We start from the raw sequence: 17817 nt of genomic DNA on the forward strand, positions 1-17817 counted from the left end.
CCTATGGGTGGCCAGCACGCTGCCGCCCGGCCGCACGTCCCACCTGTGTTCGCCCTCGTTCGGGGGAACCTCCGGGAGCACTGCTCTGGCGCGGTGACACCAGCGCCAACTGCTGGCACGAGTGTCACCCCGCCGCGACGTCACCCGCTAGGACTCAGCACCTAGGCGGAGACCTCGGCGATGCCCGGCACACCGGCCTCGACCGTGACGCTGGCCCGGGTGCCGACCGGCGCGCCCGGCTGCCGGACGTACGGGACGACCCGGTAGTCGGTGCGCCAGGCGTCCGGCGTCAGCGTGCAGGTGGCGTAGCCGCGCTGGACGTTGTGGAACTTCATGTGCGGGTTCTCGGCCAGCCAGACGGCGCCGAGCGCGTCCTGGTCGACGCCGTCGCCGCCGGCGCTGATCGACGTCGCGAGGAACTCGGCGCCGACGGTGGCCGAGCCGGGGTCGTCGAAGTTCGCCTTCAGGTCGGCGGCCACGCTGCGGTGCGCGTCGCCGGTGATCACGACGAAGTTGTCCACGTCGCGCTCGCGTACGCCGTCGAGCAGCCGCGTGCGAGCCGCCGCGTAGCCGTCCCAGGTGTCCATGCCGAACGCCTGCACCGGACCGGCCTCGTGGTCGGCCTGCATCATGAAGATCTGGTTCGCCATCACCTTCCACGTCGCCGGCGAGCCCGCCAGCCCGTCCAGCAGCCACGCCTCCTGCGCGTCGCCGAGCATCGTGCGGGCCGGGTCCAGGCGGTCGGCGCAGTCGATCTGCCGGCCGTCGCCGCAGGCCTGGTCGTCGCGGTACTGGCGGGTGTCGACGACGTTGAAGTCGGCCAGCGTGCCGTAGCGCAGCCGCCGGTACAGCTGGATGTCAGGTCCTGCCGGCATCGACGCGCGGCGCAGCGGCATGTTCTCGTAGTACGCCTTCAGCGCGGCGATGCGGCGGGCCCGGAAGACCTCGCCGCCCACGCCGCCGCCGTCGACGTCGTCGGCCCAGTTGTTGTCGATCTCGTGGTCGTCGAGGACCACCACCCACGGCGCGGCGGCGTGCGCGGCCTGCAGGTCCGGGTCGCTCTTGTACTGGCCGTAGCGGATGCGGTAGTCGCTGAGCGACTGGCACTCGACGGCGGGCAGATGGGCGCGGCCGATGGAGCCGGCGCCGCCGGTCTCGTAGATGTAGTCGCCCAGCTGCACCACGAGGTCGACGTCCTCGTCGGCGAGGTGGCGGTACGCGGTGAAGTAGCCGTCGGCGTAGTTCTGGCAGCTGGCGTAGGCGAAGCGGACCTGGTCCGGGCTCGCGTCGGCGGCCGGGGCCGTGCGGGTGCGTCCGACGGGGCTCAGCTCGCTGCCGGCGCGGAACCGGTACCAGTAGTCGCGGCCCGGCTCCAGCCCGCCGGGCTCCGCGTGCACCGAGTGCCCCAGCTCGGGCGTCGCCCGGACCGTGCCGGACCGCTCGACCTGGCGGAACTCGGGGTCGCGGGCGAGCTGCCACTGCACCGGGACCGCCCGCTGCGCCATGCCGCCGCTGCCGTCGGCCGCCAGCGGGTCGGGCGCCAGCCGCGTCCACAGCACGACGCCGTCGGGCAGCGGGTCGCCGGAGGCCACGCCCAGCGTGAAGGGGTGCTGCCGGAAGATCGGGTCGGCGCGCACCGGCGCGGCGGAGAACCCGGCCAGCGCGGCGGCGAACGTCAGCGCGCCGCCGCCGGTCAGGGCGAGAAACCGGCGGCGGTCGAGGGTGGTGGACGGCATGGGGACCTCCGGGAGGGTGGGATGTCCGATCCCATCACTTCCGGTCAAGGCCGCAATGAACTCCGGGCGTCGGCTCGGTGAAGGCCCGGCTCACTCCGGGTCGAGCCACCAGGGGCTGGAGTAGGCGACCCCGAAGTCGTTGCAGGGGTGGCCGTCCGGACCGGGGGTGGCGTTGGGCCGGGACGGGTCGGAGACCCGCAGGACGACCCAGTCGCCGTCGTCGGCGTTCAGTGGGACGGTGAAGCGGGTGACGCGGCCGGCGGCGGCCTCGACGACGTCGGCGACTCGAGGTACGCCGTCGCCGGGGCGGAGGACCTGGACGTCGAGCCGGCGGCCGGACCAGTCGGCGCCGCGGTCGAGGTCGACGGCGAACTGGACGTCGCCGCGGGCGCGCCGGATCGAGCCGCCCATCGGCACGCCGTCGGCCGTGGCGTCGAGTCGCAGGCCGGAGACGCAGGTGGCGAAGAACCGCCGCTGCGTCATCGCCTGGAACACCGCCTCGCGGGTGTTCTCGGTGACCCACATGCCGGTGCGGCCCTTGCCCTCCGGGTAGCCCCAGTCGGTGCCGTGCTCGTCGGTGACGCCGGACAGCCCTGGCCGCCAGCCGGCGTTCAAGCAGGTCACCAGCGGTGAGCTGACGCCCTTGGCCCAGCCCTCGAAGAGGTAGTCGTCGTAGCGGTTGAACATCTCGAGGCTGACCAGCTGGTCGTGCGCCGCCGGCTCGTACCGGAAGTCGTTGAACCGGCCCGGCTCGCGGCCCGGGTGGTTGAACCCGGCCAGCCCGTCGGCGCCGCCGTCACCGAAGCCGAGGAAGCCGTCCTCGCGGGTCAGCCAGCGGTAGAGCCGCCCATCAGCGTGGCGTCGAGCACGTCGGTGTACGCGTCGGTGAACCACACGTTGACGTGGCCGAGCAGCGGGTTGGTCCACTCGAAGCCGCGGATCGCGGTGAACACGCCCGGCTCGTCGGCGGCGTCGGCGAGCTCGCGGGTCCGGCGCCAGCCGCCGCGGCTCAGCCCGGTGATGCGGTTGACGCCGTCGGGCAGCAGCGAGTCGAGGATGCTCAGCACGCCGTCGGACAGCGTCGCGTGGTCGGTGAGCGCCGCGACGTCGAGGCCGGCCGAGCGCATCGACTCGTACGCCAGCGCGGGGTCGCCGGCGCCGTCGGAGAGCATGGTGTGGTTGTGGAGGTCGGCGTGGACGAGCGTGCGGCCACGGGTGAGCCGCGACGCGCGGGCGGCGCCCGGCTGGCCGGTCGCGGTGCGCGTGACGGCGCTGTCGGCCGTGCCGGCTGAGCCGCCGGCCAGGATCAGCCCGCCGGCCCCGGCGACGGCGGAGCGGGGACCCGGCGCCGTCGCGTGGTGGTGCTCGTGCTCCGAGTCGCTCATGGCTGCGTTCCCAACCCTCCGTCGTCACCAGCAGGGAAGCCGAGGTGTGCGGCGTCGGAACACCGGCTCGCACCGTCACCCTAGCCGAGCGGTTAGCCTCCTCTCGTGCTGGTGTTGGCGGTCGCGGCGTTCGCCGTCGCATGGTGGCTGGGGCTGTACCTCGCCGGTCGCGACCCCGCCGACCCCGCCATGCGCCGCGCCGGGCTGGGCCTGGTGTCGTATGCGCTCGCCCTGGCGATGACGCCGTTCGACGGCTCCGTCGTCGGCGCGCTCGGGTACGTGTTCGCCGGTCTGCCGGCGCTGATCTGGACCGGCGTGCTGCTCGCGCTGCTGCCCGACGGCGCGCCGTGGCGGGCGCCGGCCGAGCGGGCGTGGCGGTTCGCCGTGCTGCCGCTGGGTCTGGCCGAGCTGGTGGCGGCCGCGGTCGCCGGCGGCGGATGGGAGCCGGTGACGGCGGTGCTGGTGCTGCTGCCGCTGGCGGCGGCGCTCTGGCTGGTGCTGCGCGCGCGGACCGGGCCGCTGGAGCTGCGTCAGGGCGTCGTCGTGCTGGCGACGCTGCTGTTCGGGCTCGGCGCCGTGGCCGTGCTCGTGCCGATGGGCGGGCTGCCCGACTGGCTGGTGCTCGCGGCGGTCGGGGTGGACCTCGTCGTGCTCGGCGTCGTCGTCGCGGTGACGAACGCGCTGGAGTCGGGCGAGGCGCTCGGCGCGGACCTGCGGCGATCCGCCGTCGGGGCGCTGCTCGCGGCCACGGTGTTCGGCGGGCAGGTCGGGCTGGTGACGCTGGCGTCGGGCGACGGGCCGGGCGGGACGGGCGACGCGGACGACGCGCTGCGGGCGCTCGCCTTCGGCGTCGTCGGCGCCGCGATCGCCGTCGTGACGCTGGCCAGCGCCGTCCAGGCGGCCGTCGACCGGCTGGCGTTCGCGGGGACGCCGGCGCTGCGGGCGTCCCGGACCGAGCTGCGCGACGCCTCCGACGCGCTGCCCCGCCGCGACGCGCGCCACCACCTCGACGACCTCGACGACGACGCGTTCGTCCGGCTGGTCCGCGACGCGCTGCGCAACTACGGCGATCTCGGCAAGCTGGTGTCCAGCCCGCTGCTCGCCCTCCCCGCCGTCGACGCCCGCCTGGGTGACCGCGACGCGCACGCCCTGGACCGCGCGACCGAGCTGAAGGCGCTGCTGCTGGAGAGCATCGAGCGGCTGCGCCCCCGCGACGCCGAGTTCGGCACCAGCGAGGAGTGGCGGTACTTCAACGCGCTCTACTTCCCGTACGTCGCCGGCATCCGTCCGTACCGCCGCCAGCCCGACCTCAGCGGCCTCGACGACACCTCGCGGCGCGCGTTCGACTGGCTGCGCCGCTACGTCCCCGAGCGGACGCTCTACAACTGGCAGAACGCCGCCGCCCGCGTCGTCGCGCACGATCTGCGCACCCGGACCGGCTGAACTGGCAGTACTTGGCAGTGCCTGGTCTGTGCTTGGCAGTGCCCTCCGGGCGACGGTCGTGGTGTCCGAACGACATCACGAAGGAGCTGGTCACCATGGCCGCAGACGCCGCCACCCGCACCCCCGCCCTCGCCCGCATCCGGGAGACGCCGCTGCTGCGCTGGGCCCTGGAGCTGGACGGCATCACCATCGCGCTGAACGGCCTGGTGTACCTGCTCGCGGCCGGGTGGGTGGGCGACAAACTGGGGCTGCCGACGGGGCTGCTCTACGCGGCGGGCGCGTTCCTCATCGTCATGAGCCCGATCGTGTTCGCCGTGTCGATGCGGCGGGAGGCGCCGGTCCTCTGGGTGGGCGCGATCATCGTCCTCAACGCGGTCTGGGCGATCGACAGCGTCATCGTGGTCGCGGCCGGCTGGTTCGATCTGACCACCGCCGGGACGGTGTGGATCCTGCTGCAGGCGGCCGTCGTCGTCGTCTTCGCCGAGCTGGAGTGGATGGGCCTGAAACGGGCCCGCCGCTGACGCCGTCACCCTCGAGGCCCCCGGCCCCGGCGCGTGTGAGCCCGCGCCGGGGCCGGTCCACGCCCGCGGTTAAGGCCACGCTCAGGGAACGCCGCTACGCTCGAACGGTGGTGACCCAGGACCTGCCCGCGGCGGGCGTCGAGACGACGTCCAGGCGGCGGCTGACCGCGGAGATCTGGATCGTGCTCGGGTTGTCGCTCGGGCAGTCCGCCGTCTACGCCGTCGTCAGCCTGATCGCGCGGTTGACCCGGCCGGAGCGGCTGAGCGAGCAGACCGCCACCCTGAACGCGTCCCGCAGCGTGCGCGAGTACCTCGACCTCACCTACCAGGTGCTGTCCATCGGGTTCGCGCTGGTGCCGGTGGCGCTGGCGCTGTACCTGTTGTCCGGACCGGGCCGGTCGGCGCTGAAGCGCATCGGCTTCGACCTCGCGCAGCCGCGGCGAGACCTGCTGTTCGGCGCCGGTCTGTCGGCCGTCATCGGGCTGCCGGGGCTGGGCATCTACTTCCTCGGGCACGCCCTGGACCTGAACGTCTCGATCCAGGCGAGCACCCTGAACGCGTACTGGTGGACGGTGCCGGTGCTGGTCCTCTCGGCGCTGCAGAACGCGGTGGTCGAGGAGGTCATCGTCGTCGGGTTCCTGATGACGCGGCTCAAGCAGCTGGGCTGGGAGCTGCCGGCGATCATCGCGACCAGCGCGGTGCTGCGCGGCTCGTACCACCTGTACCAGGGGTACGGCATGGCCATCGGGAACATGCTGATGGGCGTCGTGTTCGGGTACTTCTACCACCGGACCGGACGGGTGATGCCGCTGGTGGTGGCGCACTCGATCCTCGACATCGTCTCGTTCGTGGGCTACGACCTGTTCGCCGACGAGCTGGGGCTGCCGTGACGACGGGGTACTCGGGCACGCCGCTGGTGCGCAAGCTCGGCATCGCGCCGGAGCACCGCGTCCTCTTCGACGGCGCGCCCGACGGGTTCGCGCTCGACTGCGTCCGGCCCGACCACCAAGCGGGGCCCGGCCCGTACGACGTCGTGCTCACGTTCGTCCGCGACCGCGCCACGCTCGAACGCGACCTCCCCGTCCACCAGGATCGCATCGAGCGCGCCGGCGTGGTGTGGGTGGCCTGGCCGAAGCGGGCCAGCAAGGTCCCGACCGACGTCACGGAGGACGTCGTGCGCGAAGTGGCGCTGCCGCGCGGCCTCGTCGACGTGAAGGTGTGCGCCATCGACGCGGTGTGGTCCGGCCTGAAGCTGGTGATCCGCAAAGAGAACCGCTGACCCCTGCGCGGCATCCAGCACGGCGGCGACAGCCAGTGCCTCGGCGTGACGGTCGAGGTGACGCGGGCTGCGCTGACCCGCCGGCGGTGGCAGACTCCGTGGATGGACGTCGTCGCGGATGAGAGACCTCTCATCGGTGTCTCATCGTGCTCTCGCCGGGCATGCCGACCATGCTGAGCATGAAGTCGGCGGCCGCGCTCACCATCTCCGCCCTGGCGGTCGTGACCGCCGGGATCTTCGGCGTGGGCGCCATGCTGGCCACGCCGTCGACCGGTGACGACTTCGGCGGGCCGGTCGAGGTGGGCCCGTCCGGCACCGACGGACACGAGCCCACGCGCGCCCCGACCGCGCCGACTCCCACCCCCACCCCCACCACCCCGACGCCGACCGTCACCACCCCGCCGCCCGACGACGGCGGCGGCCAGCCGGTCGAGCCGCCGCCGCCGGTGCGACCCGGCGACGACGACGGCGACGACGATGACGACCTGGACGACGACGGCGACGACGACGGGGATGATGACGACTGAGCCAGGCACGAGATGACTCGGCCGGCGCAGTGCGGGTCCGGGTCGCCGTACGAACACGGGTGCTGGCCGCCGTCCTGGGGGTGGCGGCCATCGGCATGCTGGTGGCCGGCGTGACGTCCTTCCTCGTCCAGCGCGAACGGGTCGACGCGCGCATCGACGAGAACATCGCCCAGGAGGTCGAGGAGTTCCGCGAGTTCGCCGTCGACGGCATCGACCCGGTCACCGGAACCGCGTTCACCACCGTCGACCGCTTCCTCGAGGTCGTCCTGCAGCGCAACGTCCCCGACCGCGACGAGGGCCTGCTCGCGCTCGTCGACGGCGAGGTCGCCTGGGAACCAGCCAGCGGCGTCAGCGTCCGGCTGGAGGACGACCCCGGGTTCGTCCGGCTGGTCGCCGGCCAGGGCGGCACTCCGCGGGTGCGGCCGCACTCCGTCGAGACCGAGACGCTCGGGCAGCTGCGGTACGTGACGGTGCCGGTCACCGTGCGCGGCGACCCCGCGCAGGGCCTCTATGTCATCGCCTACGCCCGCGAGATGGAGCAGGCCGAGGTCGTCGACGCGTACCAGACGTTCGCGATCGTCGCCCTGGCGTCGCTGGCCATGGTCGGCGCCGTCGGCTGGCTGGTGGCGGGCCGGCTGCTGCGGCCGATCCGGCTGCTGCGCGACACCGCCCAGCAGATCAGCGACACCGACCTGTCCAGGCGCATCCCCGTCACCGGGACCGACGACATCTCCGCGTTGGCCCGCACGTTCAACGACATGCTGGACCGGCTGGAACTGGCCTTCGCCGGCCAGCGGGACGCCCTCGACGACGCCGGGCACGAGCTGCGCACGCCCATCACGATCATCCGCGGCCACCTCGAGCTGATGGACTCCGCCGACGCCGCCGACGTCGAGGAGGTCCGCATCCTCGTCCTGGACGAGTTGGACCGCATGCGCCGCATGGTCGACGACCTCGTCATGCTGGCGAAGTCGACGCGGCCCGACTTCGTCCACCCGCGCCCCGTCGAGCTGGACCGGCTGGTCGACGAGGTCCTCGACAAGGCCCGCGCCCTCGCCGACCGGCAGTGGCGGGTCGACGCCCGGGTCACGGCGACGGCGACGCTGGACCCGCAGCGCATCACCCAGGCGCTGCTGCAGCTGATCTCGAACGCCGTGAAGTACACCGCACCCGGCGACGTCATCGCCGTCGGCAGCGCGCTCACCGGCGCCGAGGTGCGGCTGTGGGTGCGCGACACCGGCGCCGGCATCGCCGCCGCCGACCTCGACCGCATCTTCGACCGGTTCGCCCGTGCCGACGTCGGCCGCGGCGTCGAGGGCTCCGGCCTCGGACTGGCCATCGTCCGCGCGATCGCCGAGGCGCATCGCGGCACCGTCACCGTCGACAGCCGGCCCGGCGACGGCGCGATCTTCACCATCGCGCTGCCGCTCTTCGGCGCCGCGGCGGCCGACGACCTCGTGGAGGAGGAAGCGTAGATGAGCAGGATCCTGATCGCCGAGGACGAACCGCGCATCGCGGCGTTCATCGAGAAGGGGTTGCGTGCCGCCGGCATGACCCCCACCGTCGTCGGCGACGGCCGCGGCGCCTACGACTACGCCATGACCGGCGGCTTCGACCTCGTCATCCTCGACATCGGGCTGCCCGTCATCGACGGGTTCGCGGTGCTGCGGCAGCTGCGCGAGGCCCGCAACGAGCTGCCCGTCATCATCCTGACCGCCCGCGACTCCATCACCGACACCGTCGCCGGCCTCGAGGGCGGCGCCGACGACTACATGGCCAAGCCGTTCCGGTTCGAGGAGCTGCTGGCCCGCATCCGGCTGCGGCTGCGCGAGGACCGCGCCCCCGAGGCGATGGTCCTGCACCACGGCGGGCTGTCGCTGGATCTGCGCACCCGGCGGGCGACGGTGGACGGGCGGACGGTGGAGCTGTCGGCGCGCGAGTTCGCGCTGGCCGAGACGTTCCTGCGGCACCCGGGCCAGGTGCTCAGCCGCGAGCAGCTGCTCAGCCGGGTCTGGGGCTACGACTTCGACCCCGGCTCCAACGTCGTCGACGTGTACGTCCGGTACCTGCGGCGCAAGCTCGGCAGCGAGCGGTTCGTCACGGTGCGGGGCATCGGCTACCGCCTTGTCAGCCCCGACGACGAGGAATCCGCCGCGCCGCCGCCCGCCCCCTGACGTCCGTCTCTGCCCATCCGGGGCCTTGGCACGCTGGTGCGCTCCACAAAAGAGGGCGAATCGGGTGCGCGAGGTCATCGTCGGCGTGCCAAGGGTGCGCGCCGACGTGCCAAGGGGCATGCGATGAGCGGCGGGGCGGCAGGGCGGGCTGCCCGATGCCTGCCACCGGCCTCTGGATGGCCTTGGCACGCTGGTGCGCTCCACAAAAGAGGGCGAATCGGGTGCGCGAGGTCATCGTCGGCGTGCCAAGGGTGCGCGCCGACGTGCCAAGGGGCATGCTCGCGGGGGATGGGGCGGTTCAGCCTGCGGACGAGGCGCTGTCCGGCGTGGACGGGCTGGCGGCCGTCGCGGCGGAGGCGGGGTCGGCGGGGGAGTTCGCGGAGTTCGCCGAGGCGGCGGTGTTCGCGCTGGCCGGGTCGGCCGGGGAGTTCGCCGAGTCCGCCGTGCTTGCCGACGCGGGGTCGGCGGGGCTGTTCGCCGACGCGGGGTCGGCCGGGGAGTTCGCCGAGGTGGCGGACGCGGGGTCGGCCGGGGAGTTCGCCGAGACCGCCGAGTTCGCCGACGACGGCGCCGAGGAACCCGACGACACGTCGGCCACGTCGGCGGCCGGCGTCTGCGCCCCGTTGAGGATGGGTGCGGCGACCGCGCTGCCGGCGCCGAGACCGAGCGCCGCCATCGTGCCGACCGCGAGCCACGTCTTCTTCTGGAGCTTCATCGTGTGTCCTCCTGTGCTGGGACGCCGGAGCGTCTTGTTCTGACATCTACGAGCATCGTCGCCCTGCATGAAGGCTTCAGGAGAGCCGCATGAGAGCGTTCTCAGCCGCGCCCGGTCCCTCCGCCGACGCCGCGTCGAGCCAGCGCGCGGCGAGGTCCAGCCGGTCGGCGGTGGCGCGCTCCCAGTCCGGGTCCTGGGCCCGGTACGGTCCGGTGGCCAGCGACAACGTCACCCCGGCGGCACGCAGCCGGAGCTCGGCCGGGTCGACCTGGCGCGACAGCACGGGCAGCCACTCGGTCAACGCCGCCCGCGCGCCCGCCGCGGCGTCGAACGGGCCGGAAGCGAGGACGGCGAGGTGCGCGAGCAGGCAGCCGAGGTCGTCGGCGCGGCGGCCCGGGCCGATGGTGTCGATGTCGAGCAGCCCGCTGACCCCGCCGTGCTCGACGAAGAGCTGGGCGTCGTAGAAGTCGCCGTGCGTCGGCTCGTCGCCGTCCGGGAACGCGGCCAGGCCGTCCGTCACCGCGGCGGCCAGCGAGCGCGCCCGCGCCCCCAGCGACGGCGCCGCGGCCGCGACGACCCCGGCGTAGTGCGAAGCGTGCGCCGACCACGGCGCCCGCCGCGGCAGGCTCGTGACCTCGGCCGGCAGCCGGTCCAGCAGCGCGACCAGCTCGGCGGGGTCGCGCAGCGTCGTCGCGCCGGACTCCAGGGCGGTGCGCAGCGGTGTCCCGCGCAGCGGCGCCAGCACGATGATGCCGTCGTCGCTCCAGCCGAGGCTGCGCGGCACCGGCACGCCGGCCTCCGTCAGCACCCGGTGCCGGCTGTCGACGTCGCGTACCTGGGCCGGGCGCAGCACCTTGACGAACAGCCGGTGCCGCTCGGTCACGACCTCGATGACGGCGCGCTTGCGCGGCCGGTAGGCGACCACCCGCAGCTGGACGCCGTCCGGCGCCAGCCCGAGGCCCCTCAGCAACTCACCGACGGACGACGGGAAGCAGGCGGCCGCGAGCCCCGGCAGCTCCGGGTCGTACGGGAACCGCCACACCTGGACGTACCGGTCGCCGTCGGTGACGACGAGTCCGCCCGGCGGCCGCACGCCCGACACCGAGGCGGCGAACGTCTCGTCCCGTTCGCCGTCCGCCCACGACGCGCGGACGACGTACGAGGCGGTCGTGCGGTCGCCGGGCCGGTGGTCGACGTCGCGCAGGGTCCAGTCGAGCAGCGACGCCCCGGCCGGCGTGAGGGCCGCGTCGAGGATGTCGGGGACGGACGGGCCGGTCAGCAGCGCGAGGCCGGGGTCGGTGGACGGTCCGGGCACGACCGCCAGCCTGACGGCCGCCGATGAGCCGGACATGAGCCGGAGATGAGACGGTTCTCATCCGCCGCGGCGCCGCTGTCGCGCATCGGCCCGAACCCGCCGCTAAGCTGTTGCGGTCACATCACATCGGGGGTTCGCGCGTTCGGCGCGCCCCCTCTCGAAGGGAGCTGTGTCCGCCGTGCCGACGGACGCGTCAAGTCGCATACGTTCATCACGCCACCGTGATACCGGGCCGGGTGCCCGATGACCGCCGCGGTAGCGATTCTCGCGGTCTTCGTCCTCACATTCGGGACCGCCTACTTCGTGGCGCAGGAGTTCGCCTACGTCTCGGCCGACCGGGTCGAGCTCGCCCGCCAGGCCGACGCCGGCGACAAGCGGGCCGCCTCGGCGATCCGCGTCATGGAGCGCCTGTCCTTCATGCTGTCGGCCGCCCAGGTCGGCATCACCGTCACCGGCCTCATCGTCGGTCTCATCGCCGAACCGGCGTTCGCGCAGGTCGTCCGGCCGCTACTGGAGTCCCTCGGGCTGCCGGACAGCGCCGTGCCGGGCGTCTCGGTCGCGGTCGGGTTCGCCGTCGCGACCATCATCCAGATGGTGCTCGGTGAGCTGTTCCCGAAGAACCTCGCACTGGCCACGCCGGAACGCCTGGCCAAGGTGCTGGCGTCGTCGACGCACGTCTACCTGGCCGTCAGCGGCCCGGTGGTGCGGCTGTTCGACAACTCCGCCGCGTGGCTGCTGCGCAAGGCCGGCATCGAGCCGGTCGAGGAGCTGCACCACGGCGCCACGCTGGAGGAGCTGGGCCACGTCATCGGCGAGTCCGAGGCGGGCGGCTCGCTGTCGTCGCAGCTGTCGGGCATCCTCGGCCGGGCGCTGTACTTCTCCGAGCACACCGCCGGTGAGGCCATGGTGCCGCGGCCCGACGTGCGCGCCGTCCGCTCCGACGCCACGGCGGCCGCCGTCGTCGAGCTGGTCTCCACCCACGGCCACTCCAACTACCCGGTCCGGGGCGAGGAGACCGACGAGGTGGTCGGCGTCATCGGCGTGCGCGAGCTGATGTACGTCGCGCCCGGCGACGTCGCCACCACGCTGGTCCGCGACATCGCCCGGCCGCCGCTGCTGGTGCCCGACAGCCTGCCGCTGCCGGCGCTGGTCGAGCGCATGCAGGACGCCGGCGACGAGTTCGCCTGCGTCGTCGACGAGTACGGCGGCCTGGCCGGCATCGTCACGCTCGAGGACGTCTCCGAGGAGCTGTTCGGCGACATCACCGACGAGACCGACCAGCAGGCCGTCCCGGTGACGCAGGACGGCGACTGGTGGCAGCTCGACGCCGGCCTGCGGGTCGACGAAGCCGCCGCGCGGACCGGCCTGCCGCTGCACGAGTCCGACGACTACGACACCGTCGCCGGCCTCATCGTCGCCGAGCTGGGCCGGTTCGCCGAGCCCGGCGACCGCCTCACCGTGGGCGAGGACGACGGCCGCGACCGCGTCGAGATCGAGGTCGTGACGGTCGCGCGGCACGTGCCCGAGCTGGTGCGGCTGCGGCGCCTCGGCCTCGTGCACACCGACGGCAACGCGGAGGCGGCCCAGTGAGCCCGGTCAGTGCGGTCCTCGTCACCGTCGCGCTGCTGATCGCCAGCGCGTTCTTCGTCGCCGCCGAGTTCGCCCTGGTCGGCGCCCGGCGGCACCGCATCGAGCGGGCCGTCGCGGCCGGAAAACGCGGCGCCAAGGCGGCGCTGTCGGGCATCCGCGAGCTGTCGCTGATGCTGGCCGGCGCCCAGCTCGGCATCACCATGGTCGTGGTCGGGCTGGGCATGGTGGCCGAGCCCGCGTTCCACCACATCCTGGAGCGGCCGCTGCACGCCGTCGGCCTGCCCGACGGCACCGCCGACATCCTCGCGCTGGTCATCGCGCTGACCGGCATCACGTTCCTGCACGTCGTGGTCGGCGAGATGGCGCCGAAGTCGTGGGCCATCGCGCATCCGGAGCGATCGGCGATGATCCTCGCGCCGGCCTTCCGCGCGTACGCATTCGGAGTCCGCTGGCTGCTGGTGCTGCTCAACGGCGTCACCAACGTGCTGCTGCGGCTGGTCCGGGTCACGCCGCGGGACGAGATCGTGACCATCCGCAACCGCGAGCAGCTGCACCAGCTGGTCCGCGAGTCCAACCGGCTCGGCCTGATCGGCGCCGACGACTACGGCCTGCTGACCCGCGCGCTGATCGCGCCGGAGCAGCAGGTGCGGACGGTCATGGTGCCGGCCGAGCGCATCGTGTCGGTCCCGGCCGGGGCCGGCCCGCAGGACGTCATCGACGTCGGGCGCAGCAGCGAGCGCACCCGGCTGGTGGTCCGCGACGACGACGGCGCCCTGGTGGGCGCGGTGCACGTGCGCGGCGCACTGAGCGCCCGGGCGGCCGGGGCCGCGTGGACGGCGGGCGCGTCGGCGCTGCCCGTCCCGCTCATCGCCGACGGCGCCGACCTCGCCCAGGCCGCCGACGTGCTCCGCGACGCGCGGTCGCAGTTGGGCATCGTCGTCGACGGCACCGGCGCCGAGGTCGGACTGGTGGCCATGGACGACGTCGTGACGGCGGTGCTGGTGAACACATGACGGCGACATGGGTCGCGTTCCTGACCGACTACGGGCTGGCCGACGGCTACGTCGCCGCCTGCCACGGCGTGATCGCCCGCATCGCGCCGTCGGCCCGGGTCATCGACGTGACCCACGAGGTGCCGGCGCAGGACGTGCGGCACGGCGCCGTCGTCCTGGCCGACACCCTGCCGTACCTGCCGCCGTCGGTCGTGCTGGCCGTCGTCGACCCCGGGGTGGGCACCCGGCGCCGCGCGGTCGCCGTCGCCGCCGGTGAGCACGTGCTGGTCGGGCCCGACAACGGGCTGCTGGCGTGGGCCGCCGACGCCGCGGGCGGCGCCGTCCGCGCGGTGGAGCTGGAGCACCGCCTCGACACCGGCGCGACGACGTTCGACGGGCGGGACGTGTTCGCGCCCGCCGCCGCGCGGCTGGCCGCGGGCGCCGCTCTGCCGGCGCTGGGCCCGGAGCTCGACGTCGCGACGCTGGTCCGGCTGCCTGACCCGTGGCTGCGGGTCGGCCCGGGCGTCGTCGAGGCCGAGGTGCACGTCGTCGACCGGTTCGGCAACGTCTCGCTGGCCGCCGGCGCCGCGGACCTGGCGGCGGCGGGGCTGGCCGGACGCGCCCGGCTGCGGGCGAGCGCCGGCGAGTGGTCGGCGGACCTCCCGCTGGCCCCGTCGTTCGCGGCCGCGCCCGAGGGCGAGCCGGTGCTGCTGGTCGACTCCGCCGGACGGCTCGCGCTGGCGGTGAACCGCGGCAGCGCGGCGGCGTCGCTGGGGCTGCGTCCGGGCGATCGCGTGACGATCAGCTCGTAGCGTTCCACGGCCGCCGCCGGCCCCACACGTCGGCCCGCCAGGTGCGCGCGTGCACCAGCCCGACCGCGAGCAGTCCGAGCGCGGCCGCCGTCCAGCCCGGCCACGGATGCGCCGGCACGTCGGCGAAGTGCCAGGCCAGCGCCCCGATGACGAGCAGCACCCAGCCGCTGACGACGTTGACGACGGCACCGTCGCCGAACGGGCCGGGGTTGACGGTGCGGCCCGTGCTGCCCTCGACGAAGTAGGGCAGGCCGTTGCCGATGAAGAAGCCCGCGACGAACGCGAGCAGGACGGTGAGGGTCATGGCGTCGCTCCGTGGAGGAGGGGGAGGATGACGGCGTCGGCCAGCCGGTCGAGGAACGCGTCGTCGAGCGGCTCGCCGGTGACGAACAGCCGGGAGAACAGCAGCGCCGAGGCCACCTCGGCGATCAGCCCGTGTTCGGGCTCGCCCGCGATCTCGCCGCGGCCGGCCGCGCGGCGCAGCGCCGGGGCGAACGCGTCGCGCTTCACTCCGATCAGCCGGGCCCGTACCGCCGCCGCGAGCGTGGCGTCGTCGCGCATCGCCGTCAGCAGGCCCAGGACGAGCGCGGCGCTCTCGTCGGTGAGGCGGTCGCGCATCGGCCGCAGCAGCCCGAGCAGGTCGCCGCGCAGCGTGCCGGTGTCGGGCGCCGGGTGGTCGGCGGCCGCGGTGTGCCGCTCGATCGCGGCGGTGACCAGCTGCGCCTTGCCGGACCAGCGCCGGTAGATGGTCGCCTTCGACGCCTTGGCCCGCGCGGCGACGGCGTCCATCGTCAGCGAGCCGTAGCCGATCTCGGCCAGCAGCTCCAGCGTCGCCCGCAGGACGGCGTCCTCGCGCTGTTCGCCTCGGGGCGGGTTCATTCAGGCTCCTAGTGAACGAAACGGTTCCGTACACTTTAGATCGACGCCGGTCCGATGTCGAATCCGGGGCGGCGGCTCCGACGTCCCTTCGAGAGCACACCCAGGAGGCGACGCCGATGAAGTACCTCATCCTCATTTACCGCGACCCACCCACCGCCGGGCGGAGCACGGACGCCGCTCACGCGGCGCTGGTCCGTGAGCTCGCCGGCGGCGGCGAGCTGATCGCCGCCGAGGCGCTGGCCGACCCGTCGCAGACCCGGCGGCCGCACGCCGGCGCGGCCGGCCCATTGGCCGGCGAGCCGCAGCTGACCGCGTTCTACCTGGTCGAATGCGAGACCGTGGAGTGTGCGCTCGAGCACGCGGCCCGGGCGCCGGAGGCCGCGGCCGGCCGGGTCGAGGTCCGCCCGGTGCTCTGCCGCGGCGGCCTGGAGATGTGACGTCAGGCCAGCTCGATCACCCGCTTGCCGCGGGCGTGCCCGGTCTCGGCGGCGTGGTGAGCGGCGGCGATGCGCTCCAGCGGGTACCGCCGCTCGACGACGGGGCGCAGCGTGCCGTCGTCGACGTGGCGGGCGAGGGTGGCGAGGTCGTCGCGCCGGGCCTTCACCTGGACGACGCGGACGCGCGGGCCTCGCAGCACCGTGCTGGCCAGGGCGAACGGGACGCCCCGGGTCGCGGTCGTCGCCATCCGGCCGTCGCGGCGCAGCAGGCGGCGGTAGTCGCGCACGCGCGCGCCGTGCAGGTCCGCGACGGCGTCGAAGCCGCAGCCGGCGGGCTCGGGCAGCGCCGTGTGGTCCCAGACGTCCGCCGCGCCGAGGTCGCGGCAGAGATCGGCATTGCCCGGCCCGGCCACAGCCACCACGGTCGCGCCCATCGCCGCGGCCAGCTGCACCGCGGCCGACCCGACTCCGCCGGACGCGCCCACGATCAGCACCCGGTCGCCCGGGCGCACCCGCAGCGCGTCGCGCAGCACCTGCAGCGCCGTCAGGCCGACGGTGGGCAGCGCGGCGGCGGCCACCAGATCCACCGCGGCCGGCGCCGGGGCGCAGCGGCCGGCCGTCATGACCGCGTACTCCGCCATGGTGCCCAGCCGCTTCGGCAGTCCGCCGCGGTAGCCCCAGACCCGATCGCCGACGGTGAGGTCGTCGACGCCCTCGCCCACCGCCGCCACCTCGCCGGCGAGGTCGAGGCCGGTGCCACGCGGGAGCCGGGCGCCGAACCGCAGCCGGCCGGACCGGAACAGCGCGTCGCTGGGGTTCACGCTGGCGCCGTGCACCCGGACCAGCACCTCCCGCGGGCCCGGCCGCGGCACGTCGACGGTGTCGACCTGGAGCACGTCCGGGTCGCCATAGCGGTGGTGGCGGGCGGCCAGCATCGTCGCCGGGATCACGACGCCACCTCGGCCGCCGGTGCGGCCGCGGCCCGCCGTGCCGCCCGCCGGACGCCCAGGGTGAACAGCGCGACGCCGCCGGCCAGCCAGCAGGCCAGCACCAGCAGCGGCCCGGCCGCGCCGGCGCCGTCGAAGTAGGCGACCGAGCGCAGCAGGCTCCCCGCCGCGCCCGGCGGCAGCAGCTGGCCGAGCGTGCCCCACCCGGCGGGCAGCAGCTCGGGCGCGCTGGTCAGCCCGGACAGCGGGTTGCCGAGCAGGATCAGCGCGACCGCGCCCACCGCCAGCCCGGCGTTCCCGAGCGCCGTCCGCAGCCCGAGGATCGCCCACGCCGTCGCCGAGATGCCCAGCGCCGCCGCGGCCGCCGTCGCCCAGTACGCACCGTCGAACGTGCCGAACCCGAACCGCAGCAGCGCGGTCAGCGCCAGCCCGGCGACGACGGCGAAGGCGGCGGCCCCGGCGGCCTGCCGGGCCGGGCCGCGCACCGTCATGAGCAGCACGACCGCCGCGATCCAGCCGCCCAGCGCCAGCGGCAGCGCGCCGGCGGACAGTCCGGCGCCGGTGGGGTCGTCGGCCGGGAACGGGCGGACGTCGGTGACGGCCGGCACGCCCAGCTCCGCGCCGAGCGCCCGCAGCTGGGTCGCGACGGCGTTGCTCGCCGCGGACGCGACCAGCAGCTCGTCCGGGCGGCCGGTCGGGCCGAGCACGAACGCGCCGTAGACCTCGCGGTCGAGGATCAGTGTGCGGGCCGCGTCGGCGTCGTCGACGGGCGTGACGGCGAACGCGCCGGGTGCGCCGGCGTCCAGCTCCGCGGTGAGGTCGCCGCCGGCGACCGCGATCGGCACGTCGTGCTGGCCGGAGTGCAGCGGCGGCAGCGCGAACGCCGACAGCAGCGCGATCAGCAGCGCCGTCAGCGCCGCGACCACCACGGCGAGCTGCCGCCAGGCCGGTGGCGGGCTCGGGGTCGGCTCAGACATCTCGTCCTCCAAATAAGAAACGCTTCGTATCTTATGAGACGGGACTGTAGGCTACCCGCGATAAGAAACGCAACGTTCCCTGGAGGAT

Annotated in this window: 20 protein-coding genes; 12 read left to right on the top strand and 8 right to left on the bottom strand. The window is 74.4% G+C overall.

The window, feature by feature from the left end; genetic code table 11:
* Positions 1 to 161: 161 nt before the first annotated feature.
* The 3 genes from BLU82_RS03010 to BLU82_RS34935 all read right to left on the bottom strand — a co-directional run bounded on the left by BLU82_RS03010 (position 162) and on the right by BLU82_RS34935 (position 3121).
* Positions 162 to 1736 carry an alkaline phosphatase gene (locus BLU82_RS03010; RefSeq protein ID WP_092615439.1) on the bottom strand — a complete coding sequence of 525 codons (1575 nt, stop codon included), beginning with the start codon at positions 1734 to 1736 and terminating at the stop codon, positions 162 to 164.
* 90 nt (positions 1737 to 1826) lie between these two features.
* Positions 1827 to 2630 (bottom strand): DUF3604 domain-containing protein, encoded by an 804-nt coding sequence (locus BLU82_RS34930; protein ID WP_197682700.1) that lies wholly within the window; start codon positions 2628 to 2630, stop codon positions 1827 to 1829.
* Complete coding sequence (locus tag BLU82_RS34935; protein ID WP_197682701.1) at positions 2564 to 3121, bottom strand: PHP domain-containing protein; 558 nt, start codon at positions 3119 to 3121, stop codon at positions 2564 to 2566. Before BLU82_RS34935 ends, BLU82_RS34930 begins: the two co-directional genes overlap by 67 nt.
* 105 nt (positions 3122 to 3226) lie before the next feature.
* Between BLU82_RS34935 and BLU82_RS03020 the strand changes: the two genes are divergently transcribed.
* The 8 genes from BLU82_RS03020 to BLU82_RS03055 all read left to right on the top strand — a co-directional run bounded on the left by BLU82_RS03020 (position 3227) and on the right by BLU82_RS03055 (position 9823).
* On the top strand, positions 3227 to 4564 hold the full coding sequence (locus tag BLU82_RS03020) for a hypothetical protein (protein WP_092615442.1): 1338 nt from the start codon (positions 3227 to 3229) through the stop codon (positions 4562 to 4564).
* A gap of 95 nt (positions 4565 to 4659) precedes the next feature.
* On the top strand, positions 4660 to 5085 hold the full coding sequence (locus BLU82_RS03025) for a hypothetical protein (protein ID WP_157740513.1): 426 nt from the start codon (positions 4660 to 4662) through the stop codon (positions 5083 to 5085).
* Between the two features lie 110 nt (positions 5086 to 5195).
* Positions 5196 to 5975, top strand: coding sequence for a CPBP family intramembrane glutamic endopeptidase (locus tag BLU82_RS03030; protein WP_370246304.1), 780 nt, complete (start codon positions 5196 to 5198; stop codon positions 5973 to 5975).
* Complete coding sequence (locus BLU82_RS03035; protein WP_092615448.1) at positions 5972 to 6364, top strand: DUF3052 family protein; 393 nt, start codon at positions 5972 to 5974, stop codon at positions 6362 to 6364. The genes BLU82_RS03030 and BLU82_RS03035 overlap by 4 nt, the downstream gene beginning before the upstream one ends.
* A gap of 179 nt (positions 6365 to 6543) precedes the next feature.
* Complete coding sequence (locus tag BLU82_RS03040) at positions 6544 to 6891, top strand: hypothetical protein (RefSeq protein ID WP_157740516.1); 348 nt, start codon at positions 6544 to 6546, stop codon at positions 6889 to 6891.
* A gap of 59 nt (positions 6892 to 6950) precedes the next feature.
* Positions 6951 to 8366, top strand: coding sequence for a cell wall metabolism sensor histidine kinase WalK (locus BLU82_RS03045; RefSeq protein ID WP_197682702.1), 1416 nt, complete (start codon positions 6951 to 6953; stop codon positions 8364 to 8366).
* Positions 8367 to 9065 (top strand): response regulator transcription factor, encoded by a 699-nt coding sequence (locus tag BLU82_RS03050; protein WP_092615454.1) that lies wholly within the window; start codon positions 8367 to 8369, stop codon positions 9063 to 9065. It begins immediately after the preceding gene.
* Between the two features lie 275 nt (positions 9066 to 9340).
* Positions 9341 to 9823 (top strand): hypothetical protein, encoded by a 483-nt coding sequence (locus BLU82_RS03055; RefSeq protein WP_157740519.1) that lies wholly within the window; start codon positions 9341 to 9343, stop codon positions 9821 to 9823.
* Positions 9824 to 9856: 33 nt separating this feature from the next.
* Here the strand turns inward: BLU82_RS03055 and BLU82_RS03060 are convergent, their stop codons facing one another.
* Complete coding sequence (locus tag BLU82_RS03060) at positions 9857 to 11095, bottom strand: phosphotransferase (protein ID WP_197682703.1); 1239 nt, start codon at positions 11093 to 11095, stop codon at positions 9857 to 9859.
* A gap of 243 nt (positions 11096 to 11338) precedes the next feature.
* Here BLU82_RS03060 and BLU82_RS03065 point away from each other — a divergent pair, with 243 nt between their 5' ends.
* The 3 genes from BLU82_RS03065 to BLU82_RS03075 are packed head-to-tail and all read left to right on the top strand — an operon-like array spanning position 11339 to position 14489.
* Entirely contained in the window at positions 11339 to 12685 is a 1347-nt protein-coding gene (locus BLU82_RS03065) for a hemolysin family protein (protein WP_092615463.1), read from the top strand.
* Positions 12682 to 13698: a CNNM domain-containing protein gene (locus tag BLU82_RS03070; RefSeq protein ID WP_092615466.1), complete on the top strand. Its 1017-nt coding sequence runs from the start codon at positions 12682 to 12684 to the stop codon at positions 13696 to 13698. Before BLU82_RS03065 ends, BLU82_RS03070 begins: the two co-directional genes overlap by 4 nt.
* Complete coding sequence (locus BLU82_RS03075; RefSeq protein ID WP_092615469.1) at positions 13695 to 14489, top strand: S-adenosyl-l-methionine hydroxide adenosyltransferase family protein; 795 nt, start codon at positions 13695 to 13697, stop codon at positions 14487 to 14489. Before BLU82_RS03070 ends, BLU82_RS03075 begins: the two co-directional genes overlap by 4 nt.
* Here the strand turns inward: BLU82_RS03075 and BLU82_RS03080 are convergent.
* Together BLU82_RS03080 and BLU82_RS03085 are read right to left on the bottom strand one after the other, a co-directional pair.
* A complete protein-coding gene (locus BLU82_RS03080; RefSeq protein ID WP_092615472.1) occupies positions 14479 to 14793 on the bottom strand; it encodes a hypothetical protein in 315 nt (104 codons plus the stop codon). The genes BLU82_RS03075 and BLU82_RS03080 overlap by 11 nt on opposite strands.
* Positions 14790 to 15368 (bottom strand): TetR/AcrR family transcriptional regulator, encoded by a 579-nt coding sequence (locus BLU82_RS03085; protein WP_092615475.1) that lies wholly within the window; start codon positions 15366 to 15368, stop codon positions 14790 to 14792. Before BLU82_RS03085 ends, BLU82_RS03080 begins: the two co-directional genes overlap by 4 nt.
* A 116-nt stretch (positions 15369 to 15484) precedes the next feature.
* Between BLU82_RS03085 and BLU82_RS03090 the strand changes: the two genes are divergently transcribed.
* Entirely contained in the window at positions 15485 to 15805 is a 321-nt protein-coding gene (locus tag BLU82_RS03090; protein WP_092615478.1) for a YciI family protein, read from the top strand.
* Positions 15806 to 15807: 2 nt separating this feature from the next.
* Here BLU82_RS03090 and BLU82_RS03095 read toward each other — a convergent pair whose 3' ends face one another.
* Positions 15808 to 16755, bottom strand: a complete 948-nt coding sequence (locus BLU82_RS03095) for an NAD(P)-dependent alcohol dehydrogenase (RefSeq protein WP_197682704.1) — start codon at positions 16753 to 16755, stop codon at positions 15808 to 15810.
* Positions 16752 to 17729, bottom strand: coding sequence for a hypothetical protein (locus BLU82_RS03100; RefSeq protein WP_092615481.1), 978 nt, complete (start codon positions 17727 to 17729; stop codon positions 16752 to 16754). Before BLU82_RS03100 ends, BLU82_RS03095 begins: the two co-directional genes overlap by 4 nt.
* Between the last annotated feature and the right edge of the window lie 88 nt (positions 17730 to 17817).

Source organism: Jiangella sp. DSM 45060, assembly GCF_900105175.1.
Lineage (GTDB): Bacteria > Actinomycetota > Actinomycetes > Jiangellales > Jiangellaceae > Jiangella.

What these genes read in the sequence shown, in the direction of transcription:
- BLU82_RS03010 (WP_092615439.1), bottom strand. Translation starts at nt 1,736, where the DNA reads ATGCCGTCCACCACCCTCGACCGCCGCCGGTTTCTCGCCCTGACCGGC.
- BLU82_RS03065 (WP_092615463.1), top strand. Translation starts at nt 11,339, where the DNA reads ATGACCGCCGCGGTAGCGATTCTCGCGGTCTTCGTCCTCACATTCGGG.
- BLU82_RS03090 (WP_092615478.1), top strand. Translation starts at nt 15,485, where the DNA reads ATGAAGTACCTCATCCTCATTTACCGCGACCCACCCACCGCCGGGCGG.
- BLU82_RS03025 (WP_157740513.1), top strand. Translation starts at nt 4,660, where the DNA reads ATGGCCGCAGACGCCGCCACCCGCACCCCCGCCCTCGCCCGCATCCGG.
- BLU82_RS03085 (WP_092615475.1), bottom strand. Translation starts at nt 15,368, where the DNA reads ATGAACCCGCCCCGAGGCGAACAGCGCGAGGACGCCGTCCTGCGGGCG.
- BLU82_RS03050 (WP_092615454.1), top strand. Translation starts at nt 8,367, where the DNA reads ATGAGCAGGATCCTGATCGCCGAGGACGAACCGCGCATCGCGGCGTTC.
- BLU82_RS03100 (WP_092615481.1), bottom strand. Translation starts at nt 17,729, where the DNA reads ATGTCTGAGCCGACCCCGAGCCCGCCACCGGCCTGGCGGCAGCTCGCC.
- BLU82_RS03075 (WP_092615469.1), top strand. Translation starts at nt 13,695, where the DNA reads ATGACGGCGACATGGGTCGCGTTCCTGACCGACTACGGGCTGGCCGAC.
- BLU82_RS03040 (WP_157740516.1), top strand. Translation starts at nt 6,544, where the DNA reads ATGAAGTCGGCGGCCGCGCTCACCATCTCCGCCCTGGCGGTCGTGACC.
- BLU82_RS03080 (WP_092615472.1), bottom strand. Translation starts at nt 14,793, where the DNA reads ATGACCCTCACCGTCCTGCTCGCGTTCGTCGCGGGCTTCTTCATCGGC.
- BLU82_RS34935 (WP_197682701.1), bottom strand. Translation starts at nt 3,121, where the DNA reads ATGAGCGACTCGGAGCACGAGCACCACCACGCGACGGCGCCGGGTCCC.
- BLU82_RS03055 (WP_157740519.1), top strand. Translation starts at nt 9,341, where the DNA reads ATGCTCGCGGGGGATGGGGCGGTTCAGCCTGCGGACGAGGCGCTGTCC.